This window comes from Vibrio kanaloae (assembly GCF_024347535.1).
GTDB lineage: Bacteria > Pseudomonadota > Gammaproteobacteria > Enterobacterales > Vibrionaceae > Vibrio > Vibrio kanaloae.
The window spans coordinates 425534-441335 of record NZ_AP025497.1 but is presented as its reverse complement, the minus strand read 5'-3'; the positions used below and the strand labels follow the sequence as shown (position 1 = coordinate 441335).

7 protein-coding genes, 16 tRNA genes and 4 rRNA genes are annotated in these 15802 nt (G+C 44.9%); 16 read left to right on the top strand and 11 right to left on the bottom strand.

The features are described 5' to 3' along the window. Positions 1-118: 118 nt before the first annotated feature. Positions 119-838, bottom strand: coding sequence for a tRNA (guanosine(46)-N7)-methyltransferase TrmB (gene trmB / locus OCV24_RS02195; protein WP_017056513.1), 720 nt, complete (start codon positions 836-838; stop codon positions 119-121). A 165-nt stretch (positions 839-1003) separates the two neighbouring features. Between trmB and mutY the strand changes: the two genes are divergently transcribed. From mutY to OCV24_RS02115, 16 genes are all read left to right on the top strand, one after another. Further along, positions 1004-2065: an A/G-specific adenine glycosylase gene (gene mutY, locus OCV24_RS02190; protein WP_017056512.1), complete on the top strand. Its 1062-nt coding sequence runs from the start codon at positions 1004-1006 to the stop codon at positions 2063-2065. 28 nt (positions 2066-2093) lie between these two features. After that, the gene (locus OCV24_RS02185; RefSeq protein ID WP_004735465.1) at positions 2094-2366 is read left to right on the top strand and encodes an oxidative damage protection protein; all 273 of its coding nucleotides are present in this window, start codon (positions 2094-2096) and stop codon (positions 2364-2366) included. Between the two features lie 69 nt (positions 2367-2435). Further along, positions 2436-3569 carry a membrane-bound lytic murein transglycosylase MltC gene (mltC, locus tag OCV24_RS02180; RefSeq protein WP_017056511.1) on the top strand — a complete coding sequence of 378 codons (1134 nt, stop codon included), beginning with the start codon at positions 2436-2438 and terminating at the stop codon, positions 3567-3569. A gap of 103 nt (positions 3570-3672) precedes the next feature. Further along, a tRNA-Phe gene (locus tag OCV24_RS02175) sits at positions 3673-3748 on the top strand. A gap of 74 nt (positions 3749-3822) precedes the next feature. Beyond that, positions 3823-3898 (top strand) — tRNA-Thr (locus tag OCV24_RS02170). A gap of 7 nt (positions 3899-3905) precedes the next feature. After that, a tRNA-Phe gene (locus OCV24_RS02165) sits at positions 3906-3981 on the top strand. 56 nt (positions 3982-4037) lie between these two features. Then, positions 4038-4113: transfer RNA gene (locus OCV24_RS02160), tRNA-Asn, on the top strand. A 71-nt stretch (positions 4114-4184) separates the two neighbouring features. Continuing rightward, positions 4185-4260 (top strand) — tRNA-Thr (locus OCV24_RS02155). Between the two features lie 7 nt (positions 4261-4267). Then, positions 4268-4343: transfer RNA gene (locus OCV24_RS02150), tRNA-Phe, on the top strand. Between the two features lie 56 nt (positions 4344-4399). Continuing rightward, positions 4400-4475, top strand: a tRNA-Asn gene (locus OCV24_RS02145). A gap of 378 nt (positions 4476-4853) precedes the next feature. After that, positions 4854-6479 carry a methyl-accepting chemotaxis protein gene (locus OCV24_RS02140; protein ID WP_137034329.1) on the top strand — a complete coding sequence of 542 codons (1626 nt, stop codon included), beginning with the start codon at positions 4854-4856 and terminating at the stop codon, positions 6477-6479. Between the two features lie 235 nt (positions 6480-6714). Continuing rightward, positions 6715-6790 (top strand) — tRNA-Phe (locus OCV24_RS02135). Positions 6791-6846: 56 nt separating this feature from the next. Then, positions 6847-6922 (top strand) — tRNA-Thr (locus OCV24_RS02130). 24 nt (positions 6923-6946) lie between these two features. After that, a tRNA-Asn gene (locus tag OCV24_RS02125) sits at positions 6947-7022 on the top strand. Between the two features lie 36 nt (positions 7023-7058). Further along, a tRNA-Thr gene (locus tag OCV24_RS02120) sits at positions 7059-7134 on the top strand. Between the two features lie 29 nt (positions 7135-7163). Then, a tRNA-Asn gene (locus tag OCV24_RS02115) sits at positions 7164-7239 on the top strand. A gap of 338 nt (positions 7240-7577) precedes the next feature. Here the strand turns inward: OCV24_RS02115 and OCV24_RS02110 are convergent. The 10 genes from OCV24_RS02110 to OCV24_RS02065 form a co-directional block, all read right to left on the bottom strand. Next, entirely contained in the window at positions 7578-7973 is a 396-nt protein-coding gene (locus tag OCV24_RS02110; protein WP_017056509.1) for a DUF2391 family protein, read from the bottom strand. A gap of 665 nt (positions 7974-8638) precedes the next feature. Then, positions 8639-9662 (bottom strand): IS630 family transposase gene (locus tag OCV24_RS02105; RefSeq protein ID WP_102505982.1). Its coding sequence is split into 2 segments (ribosomal slippage): positions 8639-9214 and positions 9216-9662, totalling 1023 coding nucleotides; the frame shifts between segments, so codons are not numbered across the junction. A gap of 164 nt (positions 9663-9826) precedes the next feature. After that, a tRNA-Asp gene (locus tag OCV24_RS02100) sits at positions 9827-9903 on the bottom strand. 30 nt (positions 9904-9933) lie between these two features. Further along, a 5S ribosomal RNA gene (gene rrf / locus OCV24_RS02095) occupies positions 9934-10049 on the bottom strand. A 42-nt stretch (positions 10050-10091) separates the two neighbouring features. Then, a tRNA-Thr gene (locus OCV24_RS02090) sits at positions 10092-10168 on the bottom strand. A 38-nt stretch (positions 10169-10206) separates the two neighbouring features. After that, positions 10207-10322, bottom strand: a 5S ribosomal RNA gene (rrf, locus tag OCV24_RS02085). Between the two features lie 137 nt (positions 10323-10459). Continuing rightward, positions 10460-13352: ribosomal RNA gene (locus tag OCV24_RS02080) — 23S ribosomal RNA — on the bottom strand. A 335-nt stretch (positions 13353-13687) separates the two neighbouring features. Continuing rightward, positions 13688-13763 (bottom strand) — tRNA-Ala (locus OCV24_RS02075). Positions 13764-13777: 14 nt separating this feature from the next. Further along, positions 13778-13854 (bottom strand) — tRNA-Ile (locus tag OCV24_RS02070). A gap of 67 nt (positions 13855-13921) precedes the next feature. Continuing rightward, positions 13922-15474: ribosomal RNA gene (locus OCV24_RS02065) — 16S ribosomal RNA — on the bottom strand. The 16S, 23S and 5S rRNA genes sit together here with 4 tRNA genes alongside, the layout of an rRNA operon. Positions 15475-15802: the final 328 nt, after the last annotated feature.

Here is a 15802-nt window from a genome sequence, read left to right as displayed (position 1 = left end):
TCGCAATAAAAGCCTAAGGACAAAAAAGCCAACATTACAATAATGTTGGCTTTAATCAATCCCATAAAGTGTAAGGTTTAACCTAAAGCAGGTTTACCTTCACTTATTTGTTTCAGAATTACTTAGTACGTTTGTACTTAATATCCCAAACGCCATGACCTAAACGGTGGCCACGCGCTTCAAACTTCGTTAGCGGACGCTCATCAGGGCGAGCAATATAATCACCATCTTCAGCGATATTTTCGAAACCAGGAGCTACGTTCATCACCTCAATCATGTGTTCTGCGTAGTTCTCCCAGTCTGTTGCCATGTGAAAAATACCAGTCTCAAGTTGAAGCTTGCCGCGAACCATCTCTGCGAACTCAGCCTTAACAATACGACGTTTATGGTGACGAGCTTTATGCCATGGGTCAGGGAAAAACAGTTGCAATGTATGCAGGCTGCTATCTGGGATCATGTGTTCAAATACTTCTACGGCATCGTGACACATTACGCGTAGGTTAGTTACACCCGCATCACGCGCAGTCCCCAAACAAGCACCAACACCAGGGCTGTGAACTTCAATACCTAAGAAGTTTTTCTCTGGTGCGTTCTTTGCCATTTCAACCAGTGATGCACCCATACCGAAACCAATCTCTAGTACAACTGGGTTATCGTTGCCAAATACTTCTTTCCAGTTAAGAAGCTCTGGGGTGTAGTCGATACCCATTGTTGGCCAACATTCATTCATCGCACTTTCTTGGCCTTTGGTTAAGCGGCCTTCGCGGCGAACAAAACTACGGATCTTACGAACCAGTTTGCCGTCTTCAGTATATTCGTTAGTGGTCACTTCACTCATTGATTTTTGCCTGCACATTGATTAATCAAAGCGGGGATTATCCAAAGAATTGCCTTCGGTGCAAGTCTTTCCGTGGATAAATTCCCACACAATTTGTCTGTTTTACATCCAACGTTAAGTGTGGTGCAATTTCGCTTCTAATAATAGCAAAGCATAGAGCATGTCGTGACTCCTTTCGCAACCGCCATATTAAAGTGGTATGACGCCTACGGGCGTAAAGAACTGCCTTGGCAACAGAATAAAACCGCCTACACAGTTTGGTTATCTGAAATCATGCTTCAGCAAACTCAGGTAACAACAGTGATTCCATACTACCAACGCTTTTTGGAACGCTTTCCAACGGTTATTGACCTAGCGAACGCCGAACAAGATGAGGTGCTCCACTTATGGACGGGGCTTGGTTACTACGCAAGAGCTCGTAATTTGCACAAGGCTGCCAAGATTGTTACCGAGCAATATAGTGGTGAGTTTCCGCTTTCTATTGAAGAAATGAACGCACTACCGGGTATTGGACGATCTACTGCCGCTGCAGTGCTGTCTTCGGTTCATAAACTCCCTCATGCTATCCTTGATGGTAACGTCAAGCGCACCTTAGCTAGAAGTTTTGCAGTAGAAGGTTGGCCAGGGCAAAAGAAGGTTGAAAACCAACTTTGGGAACATGCAGAAGCTCATACTCCGAAAAAAGATGTCGATAAATACAATCAGGCGATGATGGACATGGGGGCGATGGTTTGTACCCGTAGCAAGCCTAAATGTACCCTTTGCCCAATTGAAAGCATGTGTGAAGCCAAGAAGCTTGATAGACAGCTCGACTTCCCAGGTAAAAAACCTAAGAAAGAAAAGCCTGTAAAAGAAACATGGTTTGTGATTCTGTATCACGACAACCAAGTGTGGCTCGAACAGCGCCCTCAGTCAGGTATCTGGGGCGGATTGTTTTGTTTCCCTCAAAATGAACACGCAGAGATCGAACATCAACTAGATCTTCGCTCGATCAAAGACACTCAAACCGATTCGATCAAGACCATGATTGCGTTTAGGCACACTTTCAGCCACTACCACTTAGATATCACGCCAGTATTAGTGAAATTAGATAAACAACCAGATTTGATAATGGAAGGGACTAAAGGTCTCTGGTATAACTTATCAAAACCGGAAGAAATTGGCCTAGCCGCTCCTGTAAAGCAGCTTATTGAGAGCCTACCCTTTGAACTGAACGACGACGTTTGAATCAACGAACGCGATAAGAGGAACCACTATGAGCCGCACTGTATTTTGTGCTCGCCTTCAAAAAGATGCTGAAGGCCTAGATTTTCAACTTTACCCAGGTGACTTAGGTAAGCGTATCTTTGACAACATTTCTAAAGAAGCTTGGGGACAATGGCAAAGCAAGCAAACCATGCTTATCAATGAGAAGAAGCTAAACATGATGGACCCTGAGCATCGTAAACTTCTTGAAACTGAGATGGTTAACTTCCTTTTCGAAGGTAAAGATGTCGTTATTGATGGCTACACTCCACCAAGCGAATAAGACATTTATTTAAGCAAATTTTAATGACATCATGGTTAACGCTGCGATGTCATTTTTGTATGAGGAACTATGAAAAAGCTAAGTTACTTCTTAACAGCCATGTTATTAACTGGGTGCAGTCGTGAATTTGTCGAAAGCATTTATGATGTTAACTACGAACCAACCAACCGATTTGTAAGTAATTTAGCGGAGCTACCCGGCCAATTTGAAAAAGACACTGATGCACTGGATGCTTTGATTCATAGTTTTTCAGGCAACATCCAAAAACGTTGGGGCAGCAGTGAAATAAAGATGGCAGGTAAGAGTAACTATGTGAAATACATTGATAATTACTTAAGCCGTTCAGAAGTAAACTTTAGCCAAGGCCTAATCACAGTAGAAACAGTCTCCTCTACCGAGCCTAAGAAACACCTCAAAAACGCGATAATCACGACACTTCTGACGCCGGACGACCCAGCCAATGTCGACCTATTTTCTTCCAAAAGCATCAAGTTAGAAGGGAAACCTTTCCTCTACAATCAGGTCGTAGATCAAGAGAAAAAGCCTATTCAATGGACATGGCGCGCTAACCAATTTGCTGACTACCTGATCGCCAATAACCTAAAAACCAAGGAAGTCGATTTTAAAAAAGCTTACTACGTTGAAATCCCAATGGTGGCCGATCACGCTAGTAAACGTCGCTATCAGTACGCCGATATAGTTAGACGAGCGTCTCAACGTTATGACATTCCTGAAGACTTGATTTACGCGATCATCAAAACAGAAAGTAGTTTTAACCCATATGCTGTGAGCTGGGCGAATGCTTATGGTCTTATGCAGGTAGTACCAAAAACTGCAGGTCGAGACGTGTTTAAACTAGTAAAGAACAAACCTGGAGAGCCCACTCCTGAGTATTTATTCAATCCAGAAAACAATATTGATGCTGGCACCGCGTACTTTTATATCCTTAAAAATCGTTATTTAAAAGACGTGCAGCACCCAACAACGCTTGAGTACAGTATGATTTCTGCATACAACGGCGGTACTGGTGGTGTACTCAACACCTTTAGTAAGGACAGAAAGCGAGCAATGCGAGACTTAAACTCGCTACAACCTAGCCAAGCGTACTGGGCACTCACTAAGAAACATCCAAACAAAGAGTCGCGCCGATATTTAGAAAAAGTAACAAAATTCAAGATAGATTTTAATCAAGGTAAAACGTAAGCCTCACTTTTGAATAAAAAAACAACTAACGAACGTTTTTTTTAATTATTTTCAAAAAAGGTGTTGACGGTTATGCAGAAAATCCGTTTAATAGCGCTCCGTTGCCCGGATAGCTCAGTCGGTAGAGCAGAGGATTGAAAATCCTCGTGTCGGTGGTTCGATTCCGCCTCCGGGCACCACAATTTGATTTGTTGGTGCCAACACTCTTTAACAGGGAGTAACAGCACGGACAAAAGCATAAAGAATTTAGTGTGCCGACTTAGCTCAGTAGGTAGAGCAACTGACTTGTAATCAGTAGGTCACCAGTTCGACTCCGGTAGTCGGCACCATTCTTTTGCCTCGATAGCTCAGTCGGTAGAGCAGCGGATTGAAAATCCGCGTGTCGGTGGTTCGATTCCGCCTCGAGGCACCATTATTTGGTACTTAACAAATAATGGTCTTTATAGACCTGATGTTGAGACAAGTAATTCCCCTTTAGTTCAGTTGGTAGAACGGCGGACTGTTAATCCGTATGTCGCAAGTTCAAGTCTTGCAAGGGGAGCCATTTTTAAAGGACTTCATTTTATATGAGGTTTTAATTGAAGAGTTTGACTCTTTAAGCAAAGAATTTAGTGTGCCGACTTAGCTCAGTAGGTAGAGCAACTGACTTGTAATCAGTAGGTCACCAGTTCGACTCCGGTAGTCGGCACCATTCTTTTGCCTCGATAGCTCAGTCGGTAGAGCAGCGGATTGAAAATCCGCGTGTCGGTGGTTCGATTCCGCCTCGAGGCACCATTATTTGGTGCTTAACAAATAATGATCTTTATAGACCTGATGTTGACACAAATAATTCCCCTTTAGTTCAGTTGGTAGAACGGCGGACTGTTAATCCGTATGTCGCAAGTTCAAGTCTTGCAAGGGGAGCCACATTCAAAAAAGCCAAGTCGAAAGACTTGGCTTTTTTTCGTTTGAACAAAAGCAAACTCTATTCAATATACTCATCAGCTCTACCCTTAATCAGTCTCGATAAATTGAGTTATCTCCTTCTAGTACTCTTACTACAGCAGCAGATTCTAAGTTCTATAAAGAGTCCCCCACTCCAACAGAACCACTCATCCCAAAGTTCATAACACGCTAATCTTCACATCAAAAAAAAAACAGAACCGAGTTCTGTTACTTTTTTTTCTTCGAAAATTTAATCGCTATCATGTTTTGATGTCTTTCTAATATCTGCCTTACACCACTTAGATTAAGATTCGATGAATTATACCTAATACTAATTATTGAATCGCTACGCGGGGAAATATGAAACTAAAAACGCAAGCTTACTTATTATCGGGCATCATATTGATCGCCCTGCTAGCACTGACGGCTACTGGTTTATGGACATTGAGAGTCGCTAGCAACATGGACAACAAGGCTCGTGTGACAGAGCTATTTAAGAGTGCATACAGCATCCTTACTGAAGTCGAGAAGATGGCGATTGATGGTACTCTAGAAGAAGAGCAAGCTAAGAAACTGGCTACTCGCCTTCTTCGCAACAACATCTATAAAGATAATGAATATGTTTACGTAGCCGATGAGAACATGACGTTTGTCGCGACACCATTAGATCCTCAACTACACGGAACCAGCTTTAACGACTTTAAAGATGGCGACGGCAATAGTGTTGGTCAGCTAATCCAAAGAGTACTTGGTAATCGTACTGGCCAGATCATTGAGTACACCTGGACACAAAAACTGCCAGATGGAACGATTGAAGAAAAACTGTCTATTGCAGAGAAAACGCCACATTGGGGCTGGGTTGTCGGCACCGGTATCGGATTCAATGAAGTTAACGCTCGTTTTTGGTCTACTGCTCAATGGCAGCTATTCCTTTGTGTGGTGATTGCTGGTCTTATTCTATCGAGCCTAATTGTATCTATTAAACGCATGCTAGCGCTTCTTGGCGGCGAACCTAAAGATGTACGAGAAGCAGTACAAGCCGTAGCTCAGGGGCGAATTCAAACCTCTTTCGAAACTCAGGCAGCTGACGGCAGTATTTACCAGGCCGTACAACAAATGAGTAAGTCACTGGCAGAGCTAGTATCAAACCTTAACGCTTCAATGCTGGCCTTAAGGGGCGAACTGCAGCGCGTCGAAGATCGCGCTGGGTCAATTGCTCAACTGACAGAGACCCAACAGCAATCAACAGAGATGATCGCGACAGCAATGACCGAGATGGCCTCTTCAGCCAATAACGTGGCTGATTCAGCTAGCGATACCGCGCGTAACACAGATGAGGCCGACAAACAGAGTCAGCATACCCAACAACTCATTCACAACACAGTAGATAACATTCAAGGCCTAGCGGGCCAACTAGGCACAGCCAGCGAAGCTGTCGCTAACCTAGATAACGATGTAAACAACATTGCAAAAGTATTGGATGTTATTGGTGATATAGCGGAGCAAACTAACCTATTGGCACTCAATGCAGCCATTGAAGCAGCTCGAGCTGGCGAACAAGGTCGTGGATTTGCGGTTGTAGCAGATGAGGTTCGTAACCTTGCAGGCCGAACACAATCGAGCACCAAAGAAATCCAATTAATGATTAATAACCTTCAAGAAGGATCTCGCAACGCAATTCAAACCATGGAAGTTTGTGCCGCGACTAGTGAAAGCACCGTAACTGAGTCTCAAAACGCCTCTGAAGCACTACAACAGATTGTTGTCGCACTAGCGTCTATTTCATCAATGAGTCATCAAATCGCAACAGCGGCCGCTGAGCAGACTCAGGTGAGCGATGATATATCGAAGCGTATCAATATGATCGAAGAGAGCGGTAACCAACTGAGTAATGTCGTGACAGAAAGTCATAACAGCACCCAAACTCTCGCCTCTCTTTCCAACGAATTAGAAGCTTGGGTTAATAGATTTGAAGTAAGGTACTAAACTCTCGGAAAAGCTCTTAAATAAAAACGCACGTTTCCATACGTGCTTTTTTTATTTAGGCATCCATTCAGTGTAGTTAACCGTAGTTTCATGATCTTTTAGGGCATGCTAGATCTAGGTTTTTCTTCCTAAATGGACAAAAACAACCCACTAAGTATAGAAAAACATCAAACAATACTTTTTTTGCAATTTAGTGTTGACCCAGAACGCGAAAACACGTTTAATATACCTCGTTGCCCGGATAGCTCAGTCGGTAGAGCAGCGGATTGAAAATCCGCGTGTCGGTGGTTCGATTCCGCCTCCGGGCACCATAATTTATTTGTTGGTGTCTTAGACAACAACAGCAAAGCACAAAGAAATATTATGTGCCGACTTAGCTCAGTAGGTAGAGCAACTGACTTGTAATCAGTAGGTCACCAGTTCGACTCCGGTAGTCGGCACCATTTCTTTAAAGCTTTAAGAATAATTCCCCTTTAGTTCAGTTGGTAGAACGGCGGACTGTTAATCCGTATGTCGCAAGTTCAAGTCTTGCAAGGGGAGCCAAGTTAATCATTAAGCATAAGCTTTTTGATTCATGATGCCGACTTAGCTCAGTAGGTAGAGCAACTGACTTGTAATCAGTAGGTCACCAGTTCGATTCCGGTAGTCGGCACCATTCTCTTGATTAGAGACTAAACAATCAATTCCCCTTTAGTTCAGTTGGTAGAACGGCGGACTGTTAATCCGTATGTCGCAAGTTCAAGTCTTGCAAGGGGAGCCAATTAAAAAAAGCCGCATCACTGATGCGGCTTTTTTGCATCTGAAAATCCTAACTTTCGCTACAGACACACCTTACCTTTCTTATACCTAATTCAGTTCATAGTTCAGCAGTTCCAATGCTCTTCTCAAACAACCAAGTTTCGCTCTTTAACTTCCTTTAAGATCATGTAACGACACATGCACACAAAAGGCCAACCATAACGGACTTTCAGCCTGTGTTATCTATAAATGTCTCTATTAAACAGATCTAATGATAAATATAGAAGTAAAAGGCCTAATAGTGATCAAATAAGCTCTAGAGAGACTCTAGCGGTTATTTAAATTGAAGTGACATACAACTTACTCTTTATCAAAACTATCTACTACGATCGCTCCCATAGACGCAGGCATGGAAATAACGATCACCCTTTTGATCGATACTATTGGATCACTTAATAGAGGCAGCTTATCCAAACAAGTTAGAACCAAAGCAACAACCAATGCTGTCATCACATAAGCAATAACTATTCTGAAAACAAACACAGGGATGCGAGCGACAACATCCTTTTGGAAGACGCTCTCATAAGTATAAAAACCTAGAAACACAGCGGACAATAGAAACAACAACAATAAATTAGCAGCCGGTAAGGTCTCCCCTAACTTCCACGCCTCTTCAGAAAAAGAAATAGGTACAGCCAAAGCAAAAGACCCAACAAAAATTTGGCTCGCATCTTCGAAGTTAAAGCTTAATTTCATAGAACTACCTTCAAGGCTGTAGAATATCCCTAGTTACCAAAATCATCATCAAGCTATAAATTCATGATCGTGGGAAGTTTCTGGTTTACCAGTTAGCAAAAAATAACTTTGTGTCGCTTTATACTAGACGAATTGACCAAACCATAACTTGAACTAATAAGCAATTATACACTCATGTTGAACGTTTGGTTTCAAGATAAAGTAAGCTTTTAGCATAGACTGTGGTCAAAAATAGGAACGTGCACACGAGCTATCAAACAGAAACAATTCGAATATACCTATCTCTTACTCAATGTTCCCTAGCCGTGAATAGGAGAAGTGGTCGCTGTCCCTGGGGCAATATCTCCAGCAAATACCAAATGCAACAAAAAGGAAGGCATGCTGGTGTGATAATGGATAGTGCAGGATGAATGATTTAAGACATTGGCTATACAGTTTCTGTTGTTAGTATCACCAAACTCCTGCCATATTCACCTGATCTGAATTCCATAGAGCAAGTTTGAAGTTAAAGGAGGCGGCATCATTTAGATAATCAAGCCTTTGAAAATTATGATGGAACTGTTGATAAGGCTTGTAGTGGTTGGGGTAACTTGATCAGTAGTACACAAAGAGTAACGAAGGTGTGTACAAGAAGCTGAATTGACAAGTTATACCAATTCCATTAATTAACTTACCAATCGAGTCCAATCTCTAAAGCAGAGGGATTGGACTCTTCGTTTATCTTCACAAAAACTGTTCCAAGCATTGCATACTGAGTTCACTATATCGTTATAGTTTTCAAAACACCTATTCGCTAACTTGTATTGTCGAAGCCATTGCCAAACTTGTTCTATCGGGTTTAATTCAGGTGAATATGGCGGGATATGGATTATCGTGATGTTCTTAAAATGATTGGCTAAATGTGTTTGATGCCAGCTCGCTTGATCCATAATAACCACGGAATGTTTACCTCTAGGGGTCGCCGTTGAGATTAATTCAAGATGCTTCGTCATTGCTTCCATGTTGCTTAACGGTGAAACAATAGCTTCAGCTTCGCCTGTATTGATACAAACGGCTCCAAACAAATAAGCATACTCAAATTGTTGCTGTTGAACGGCTCTAGGTCGAGTTCCTTTTTCTGCCCAAATCTTGGTTGTGGTATTGCGTTGACCAAATCTAGCTTCATCTTGAAACCAAACAAGCACTTCTTTTAAGTGGATATGCCCAGGGATCTTAAGGATCGTTTCTATTGGGAATTTTTTTAAAAGATTCTTGAGCTTCTTCTGATTGTTTTGGGTGCTTTGAACGTGTTGTTATCCAACTCAAATTAAGTTCATGCAGTAAGCGGTATACACCGGATGGTTGGTAAGATATATCAAATTCATCAAGGATGAATTGTGTGATATCACTCCCTTGTAAGCGCCCACCCTCAGGTTTTATTGCATTTGAAGTGACGTATTCTTTAAGATGTTTTTTTTGCTCAATAGTGAGTCTGGAAGGTCTTCCTGTATGAGGTTTTTCTACTAACCCTTCAACACCAAAATCAAGATAGGCCTTGATCCATTTATTCACACTGAGACGACTGACTTTAAGGAATGACGCGATTTCAGTTCGATTTTTACCATCGATAAAGTGAGAGACTGCGAGTAATCTTAGCCTCAACCTCGCGTTGGAGGTTGTGCCGATAAGCTTTGATAAATCTGAGTTCATATAGGCTCCTTTCAGAGTCTATATTAGATCATTAATTTAATGGAATTGGTATTAATTACCTAGATTGCTATTATAGCCTTCTGGCAGCCGCTTGACCAAAAAGCGATACTTCATTATTTAGATAAAAAAAAGCCTCGCTATTTCTAGCGAGGCTTTTTAATAAGTGGCGGAGTGGACGGGACTCGAACCCGCGACCCCCGGCGTGACAGGCCGGTATTCTAACCAACTGAACTACCACTCCGCAGTGTCTATTCAGCATAAAGCAATTCAAGTCTGACGATGTCCTACTCTCACATGGGGAAGCCCCACACTACCATCGGCGCTATTGTGTTTCACTACTGAGTTCGGCATGGAATCAGGTGGGTCCACAATGCTATGGTCGTCAAACAAATCCTGTTGTCAATTTGACTAATCAAATCAACTAAATAGTGGTGCTGATACCCAGACTCGAACTGGGGACCTCACCCTTACCAAGGGTGCGCTCTACCGGGCTGAGCTATATCAGCAATTTAAGAAGCTTTTTAAACGATTCTTAAAATTTGGAGCCTGGCGATGTCCTACTCTCACATGGGGAAGCCCCACACTACCATCGGCGCTATTGTGTTTCACTACTGAGTTCGGCATGGAGTCAGGTGGGTCCACAATGCTATGGTCGCCAAGCAAATTCTGTTTAATTGACGCCTCTGCGACAATTAATAATTCGGAAAGCTGTTACTCTATTCAATAGAGCAATAAAAGTCTCTTCAAACGCATTCAAGGTCTGTCTCTTTGAGTCCACAAAACCCCTTGGGTGTTGTATGGTTAAGCCTCACGGGCAATTAGTACAGGTTAGCTCAATGCCTCGCAGCACTTACACACCCTGCCTATCAACGTCGTAGTCTACGACAACCCTTTAGGACACTTATAGTGCCAGGGAAAACTCATCTCAAGGCTCGCTTCGCGCTTAGATGCTTTCAGCGCTTATCGATTCCGAACGTAGCTACCGGGCAATGCCATTGGCATGACAACCCGAACACCAGAGGTTCGTCCACTCCGGTCCTCTCGTACTAGGAGCAGCCCCTTTCAATTTTCCAACGCCCACGGCAGATAGGGACCGAACTGTCTCACGACGTTCTAAACCCAGCTCGCGTACCACTTTAAATGGCGAACAGCCATACCCTTGGGACCGACTTCAGCCCCAGGATGTGATGAGCCGACATCGAGGTGCCAAACACCGCCGTCGATATGAACTCTTGGGCGGTATCAGCCTGTTATCCCCGGAGTACCTTTTATCCGTTGAGCGATGGCCCTTCCATTCAGAACCACCGGATCACTATGACCTGCTTTCGCACCTGCTCGAATTGTCATTCTCGCAGTCAAGCGGGCTTATGCCATTGCACTAACCACACGATGTCCAACCGTGTTTAGCCCACCTTCGTGCTCCTCCGTTACTCTTTGGGAGGAGACCGCCCCAGTCAAACTACCCACCAGGCACTGTCCGTAATCCCGATTCAGGGACCAACGTTAGAACATCAAAACTACAAGGGTGGTATTTCAAGGACGACTCCATCACATCTAGCGACGCAATTTCATAGTCTCCCACCTATCCTACACATGTAGGTTCAATGTTCAGTGCCAAGCTGTAGTAAAGGTTCACGGGGTCTTTCCGTCTAGCCGCGGGTACACTGCATCTTCACAGCGATTTCAATTTCACTGAGTCTCGGGTGGAGACAGCGTGGCCATCATTACGCCATTCGTGCAGGTCGGAACTTACCCGACAAGGAATTTCGCTACCTTAGGACCGTTATAGTTACGGCCGCCGTTTACCGGGGCTTCGATCAAGAGCTTCGACCGAAGTCTAACCCCATCAATTAACCTTCCGGCACCGGGCAGGCGTCACACCGTATACGTCATCTTACGATTTTGCACAGTGCTGTGTTTTTAATAAACAGTTGCAGCCACCTGGTATCTGCGACTCTCGTCTGCTCCATCCGCAAGGGACTTCACTGATAAGAGCGTACCTTCTCCCGAAGTTACGGTACCATTTTGCCTAGTTCCTTCACCCGAGTTCTCTCAAGCGCCTTGGTATTCTCTACCCGACCACCTGTGTCGGTTTGGGGTACGATTCCTTACAATCTGAAGCTTAGAGGCTTTTCCTGGAAGCATGGCATCAATGACTTCACACCCGTAGGTGCTCGACATCGTATCTCAGCGTTAAGAAAGTCCGGATTTACCTAAACTTTCCGCCTACATACTTGAACCTGGACAACCGTCGCCAGGCCCACCTAGCCTTCTCCGTCCCCCCATCGCAATTGTAAGAAGTACGGGAATATTAACCCGTTTCCCATCGACTACGCCTTTCGGCCTCGCCTTAGGAGTCGACTTACCCTGCCCCGATTAACGTTGGACAGGAACCCTTGGTCTTCCGGCGAGGGAGTTTTTCACTCCCTTTATCGTTACTCATGTCAGCATTCGCACTTCTGATACCTCCAGCAGCCCTTACAGACCACCTTCAACGGCTTACAGAACGCTCCCCTACCCCACATACCCTAAGGTACGTAGCCGCAGCTTCGGTGTATAGCTTAGCCCCGTTACATCTTCCGCGCAGGCCGACTCGACCAGTGAGCTATTACGCTTTCTTTAAATGATGGCTGCTTCTAAGCCAACATCCTGGCTGTCTGAGCCTTCCCACATCGTTTCCCACTTAGCTATACTTTGGGACCTTAGCTGGCGGTCTGGGTTGTTTCCCTCTCCACGACGGACGTTAGCACCCGCCGTGTGTCTCCCGGATAGTACTTACTGGTATTCGGAGTTTGCAAAGGGTTGGTAAGTCGGGATGACCCCCTAGCCTTAACAGTGCTCTACCCCCAGTAGTATTCGTCCGAGGCGCTACCTAAATAGCTTTCGGGGAGAACCAGCTATCTCCAGGTTTGATTGGCCTTTCACCCCTAGCCACAAGTCATCCGCTAATTTTTCAACATTAGTCGGTTCGGTCCTCCAGTTGATGTTACTCAACCTTCAACCTGCCCATGGCTAGATCACCTGGTTTCGGGTCTAATCCTAGCAACTGTACGCCCAGTTAAGACTCGGTTTCCCTACGGCTCCCCTAAACGGTTAACCTTGCTACTAAAATTAAGTCGCTGACCCATTATACAAAAGGTACGCAGTCACACCACGAAGGTGCTCCTACTGCTTGTACGTACACGGTTTCAGGTTCTATTTCACTCCCCTCACAGGGGTTCTTTTCGCCTTTCCCTCACGGTACTGGTTCACTATCGGTCAGTCAGTAGTATTTAGCCTTGGAGGATGGTCCCCCCATATTCAGACAGGATATCACGTGTCCCGCCTTACTCGATTTCACTGATGATGATGTGTCGGTTACGGGGCTATCACCCTTTACTGCGCCACTTTCCAGAGGCTTCACCTGCATCATTAAAAGCTTAAGGGCTAATCCAATTTCGCTCGCCGCTACTTTCGGAATCTCGGTTGATTTCTCTTCCTCGGGGTACTTAGATGTTTCAGTTCCCCCGGTTTGCCTCCTGCTGCTATGTATTCACAACAGGATACGTGCTTGTGCACGTGGGTTTCCCCATTCAGAAATCCCAGACTCAAAAGGTTATTACTACCTAATCTGGGCTTATCGCAAGTTATTACGTCTTTCATCGCCTCTGACTGCCAAGGCATCCACCGTGTACGCTTAGTCACTTAACCATACAACCCGAAAGGGTTTCTATTTGCTTTCACTTTAAAAAGTAAAGACAAATAAGCGTATGGCAACTAACCAAGGTTTTTGGTTGTCATCAAGAAGGGTTAATTCTCAATGACTGTTTGCCGGACTCAATTGTGATTCAAACTAAGTTTGAATCGAATACAAGACACTTGAATGTGTTTGTTGTGTTTATCTAATGAAAGATAAACATTGAGAACTTTTAAATTTGATTGAATTACTCGTAAGTAATCAATCAGTCAGCTTTCCAAATTGTTAAAGAGCTTGATTCAATAAATTAAACCATTTTTAAAGACTCTCTTAAGAGAATACTTAAAGATGGTGGAGCTATGCGGGATCGAACCGCAGACCTCCTGCGTGCAAGGCAGGCGCTCTCCCAGCTGAGCTATAGCCCCATCTAGGTCGATATTGGTGGGTCTGAGTGGACTTGAACCACCGACCTCCCGCTTATCAGGCGAGCGCTCTAACCAGCTGAGCTACAGACCCAATATCGTCTCTTAACTTTTCTAAACCTAATCAATCTGTGTGGACACTCATCGTCAATATCTTCGTATAAGGAGGTGATCCAGCCCCAGGTTCCCCTAGGGCTACCTTGTTACGACTTCACCCCAGTCATGAACCACAAAGTGGTAAGCGTCCTCCCGAAGGTTAGACTACCTACTTCTTTTGCAGCCCACTCCCATGGTGTGACGGGCGGTGTGTACAAGGCCCGGGAACGTATTCACCGTGACATTCTGATTCACGATTACTAGCGATTCCGACTTCATGGAGTCGAGTTGCAGACTCCAATCCGGACTACGACGCACTTTTTGGGATTCGCTTACCATCGCTGGCTCGCTGCCCTCTGTATGCGCCATTGTAGCACGTGTGTAGCCCTACTCGTAAGGGCCATGATGACTTGACGTCGTCCCCACCTTCCTCCGGTTTATCACCGGCAGTCTCCCTGGAGTTCCCGACATGACTCGCTGGCAAACAAGGATAAGGGTTGCGCTCGTTGCGGGACTTAACCCAACATTTCACAACACGAGCTGACGACAGCCATGCAGCACCTGTCTCAGAGCTCCCGAAGGCACTCCTGCGTCTCCGCTGGATTCTCTGGATGTCAAGAGTAGGTAAGGTTCTTCGCGTTGCATCGAATTAAACCACATGCTCCACCGCTTGTGCGGGCCCCCGTCAATTCATTTGAGTTTTAATCTTGCGACCGTACTCCCCAGGCGGTCTACTTAACGCGTTAGCTCCGAAAGCCACGGCTCAAGGCCACAACCTCCAAGTAGACATCGTTTACGGCGTGGACTACCAGGGTATCTAATCCTGTTTGCTCCCCACGCTTTCGCATCTGAGTGTCAGTATCTGTCCAGGGGGCCGCCTTCGCCACTGGTATTCCTTCAGATCTCTACGCATTTCACCGCTACACCTGAAATTCTACCCCCCTCTACAGTACTCTAGTTCACCAGTTTCAAATGCAGTTCCGAGGTTGAGCCCCGGGCTTTCACATCTGACTTAATGAACCACCTGCATGCGCTTTACGCCCAGTAATTCCGATTAACGCTCGCACCCTCCGTATTACCGCGGCTGCTGGCACGGAGTTAGCCGGTGCTTCTTCTGTTGCTAACGTCAAGAGATGTTGCTATTAACAACACCCCCTTCCTCACAACTGAAAGTACTTTACAACCCGAAGGCCTTCTTCATACACGCGGCATGGCTGCATCAGGCTTGCGCCCATTGTGCAATATTCCCCACTGCTGCCTCCCGTAGGAGTCTGGACCGTGTCTCAGTTCCAGTGTGGCTGATCATCCTCTCAGACCAGCTAGGGATCGTCGCCTTGGTGAGCCATTACCTCACCAACTAGCTAATCCCACCTAGGCATATCTTGACGCGAGAGGCCCGAAGGTCCCCCTCTTTGGCCCGTAGGCATCATGCGGTATTAGCCATCGTTTCCAATGGTTATCCCCCACATCAAGGCAATTTCCTAGGCATTACTCACCCGTCCGCCGCTCGACGCCCATTAACGCACCCGAAGGATTGTTAGTGTCGTTTCCGCTCGACTTGCATGTGTTAGGCCTGCCGCCAGCGTTCAATCTGAGCCATGATCAAACTCTTCAATTTAAGATTTTGTGACTCAACGAATACTGACTTCAAAACTAATATTCATTCGAAAATGAACATGTAATTCTAAAGCTATTACCATTCCAACAGAATGGTAATGAATTGACTGTGCCAAATAACCCCTCTCTATAAAGAAAGTAGTTATTCGTATTGGTCACTCAGTTCATTGAAATCATTGTGTTACCGAAGTAACTGCTATTACCTAAGTAATAACGTTTTGATATTCATCAACGAGTGCCCACACAGATTGATAGGTTTAAATTGTTAAAGAGCGTGTTCTCTAAAAAGAGAACGCTTTCAGTGCCTTAGCACTTAAGCAGGACGCGTA

Excerpts from the sequence above, each read along its gene's own strand:
- trmB (WP_017056513.1), bottom strand. The coding sequence starts at position 838 with ATGAGTGAAGTGACCACTAACGAATATACTGAAGACGGCAAACTGGTT.
- OCV24_RS02185 (WP_004735465.1), top strand. The coding sequence starts at position 2,094 with ATGAGCCGCACTGTATTTTGTGCTCGCCTTCAAAAAGATGCTGAAGGC.
- mltC (WP_017056511.1), top strand. The coding sequence starts at position 2,436 with ATGAAAAAGCTAAGTTACTTCTTAACAGCCATGTTATTAACTGGGTGC.
- OCV24_RS02140 (WP_137034329.1), top strand. The coding sequence starts at position 4,854 with ATGAAACTAAAAACGCAAGCTTACTTATTATCGGGCATCATATTGATC.
- OCV24_RS02110 (WP_017056509.1), bottom strand. The coding sequence starts at position 7,973 with ATGAAATTAAGCTTTAACTTCGAAGATGCGAGCCAAATTTTTGTTGGG.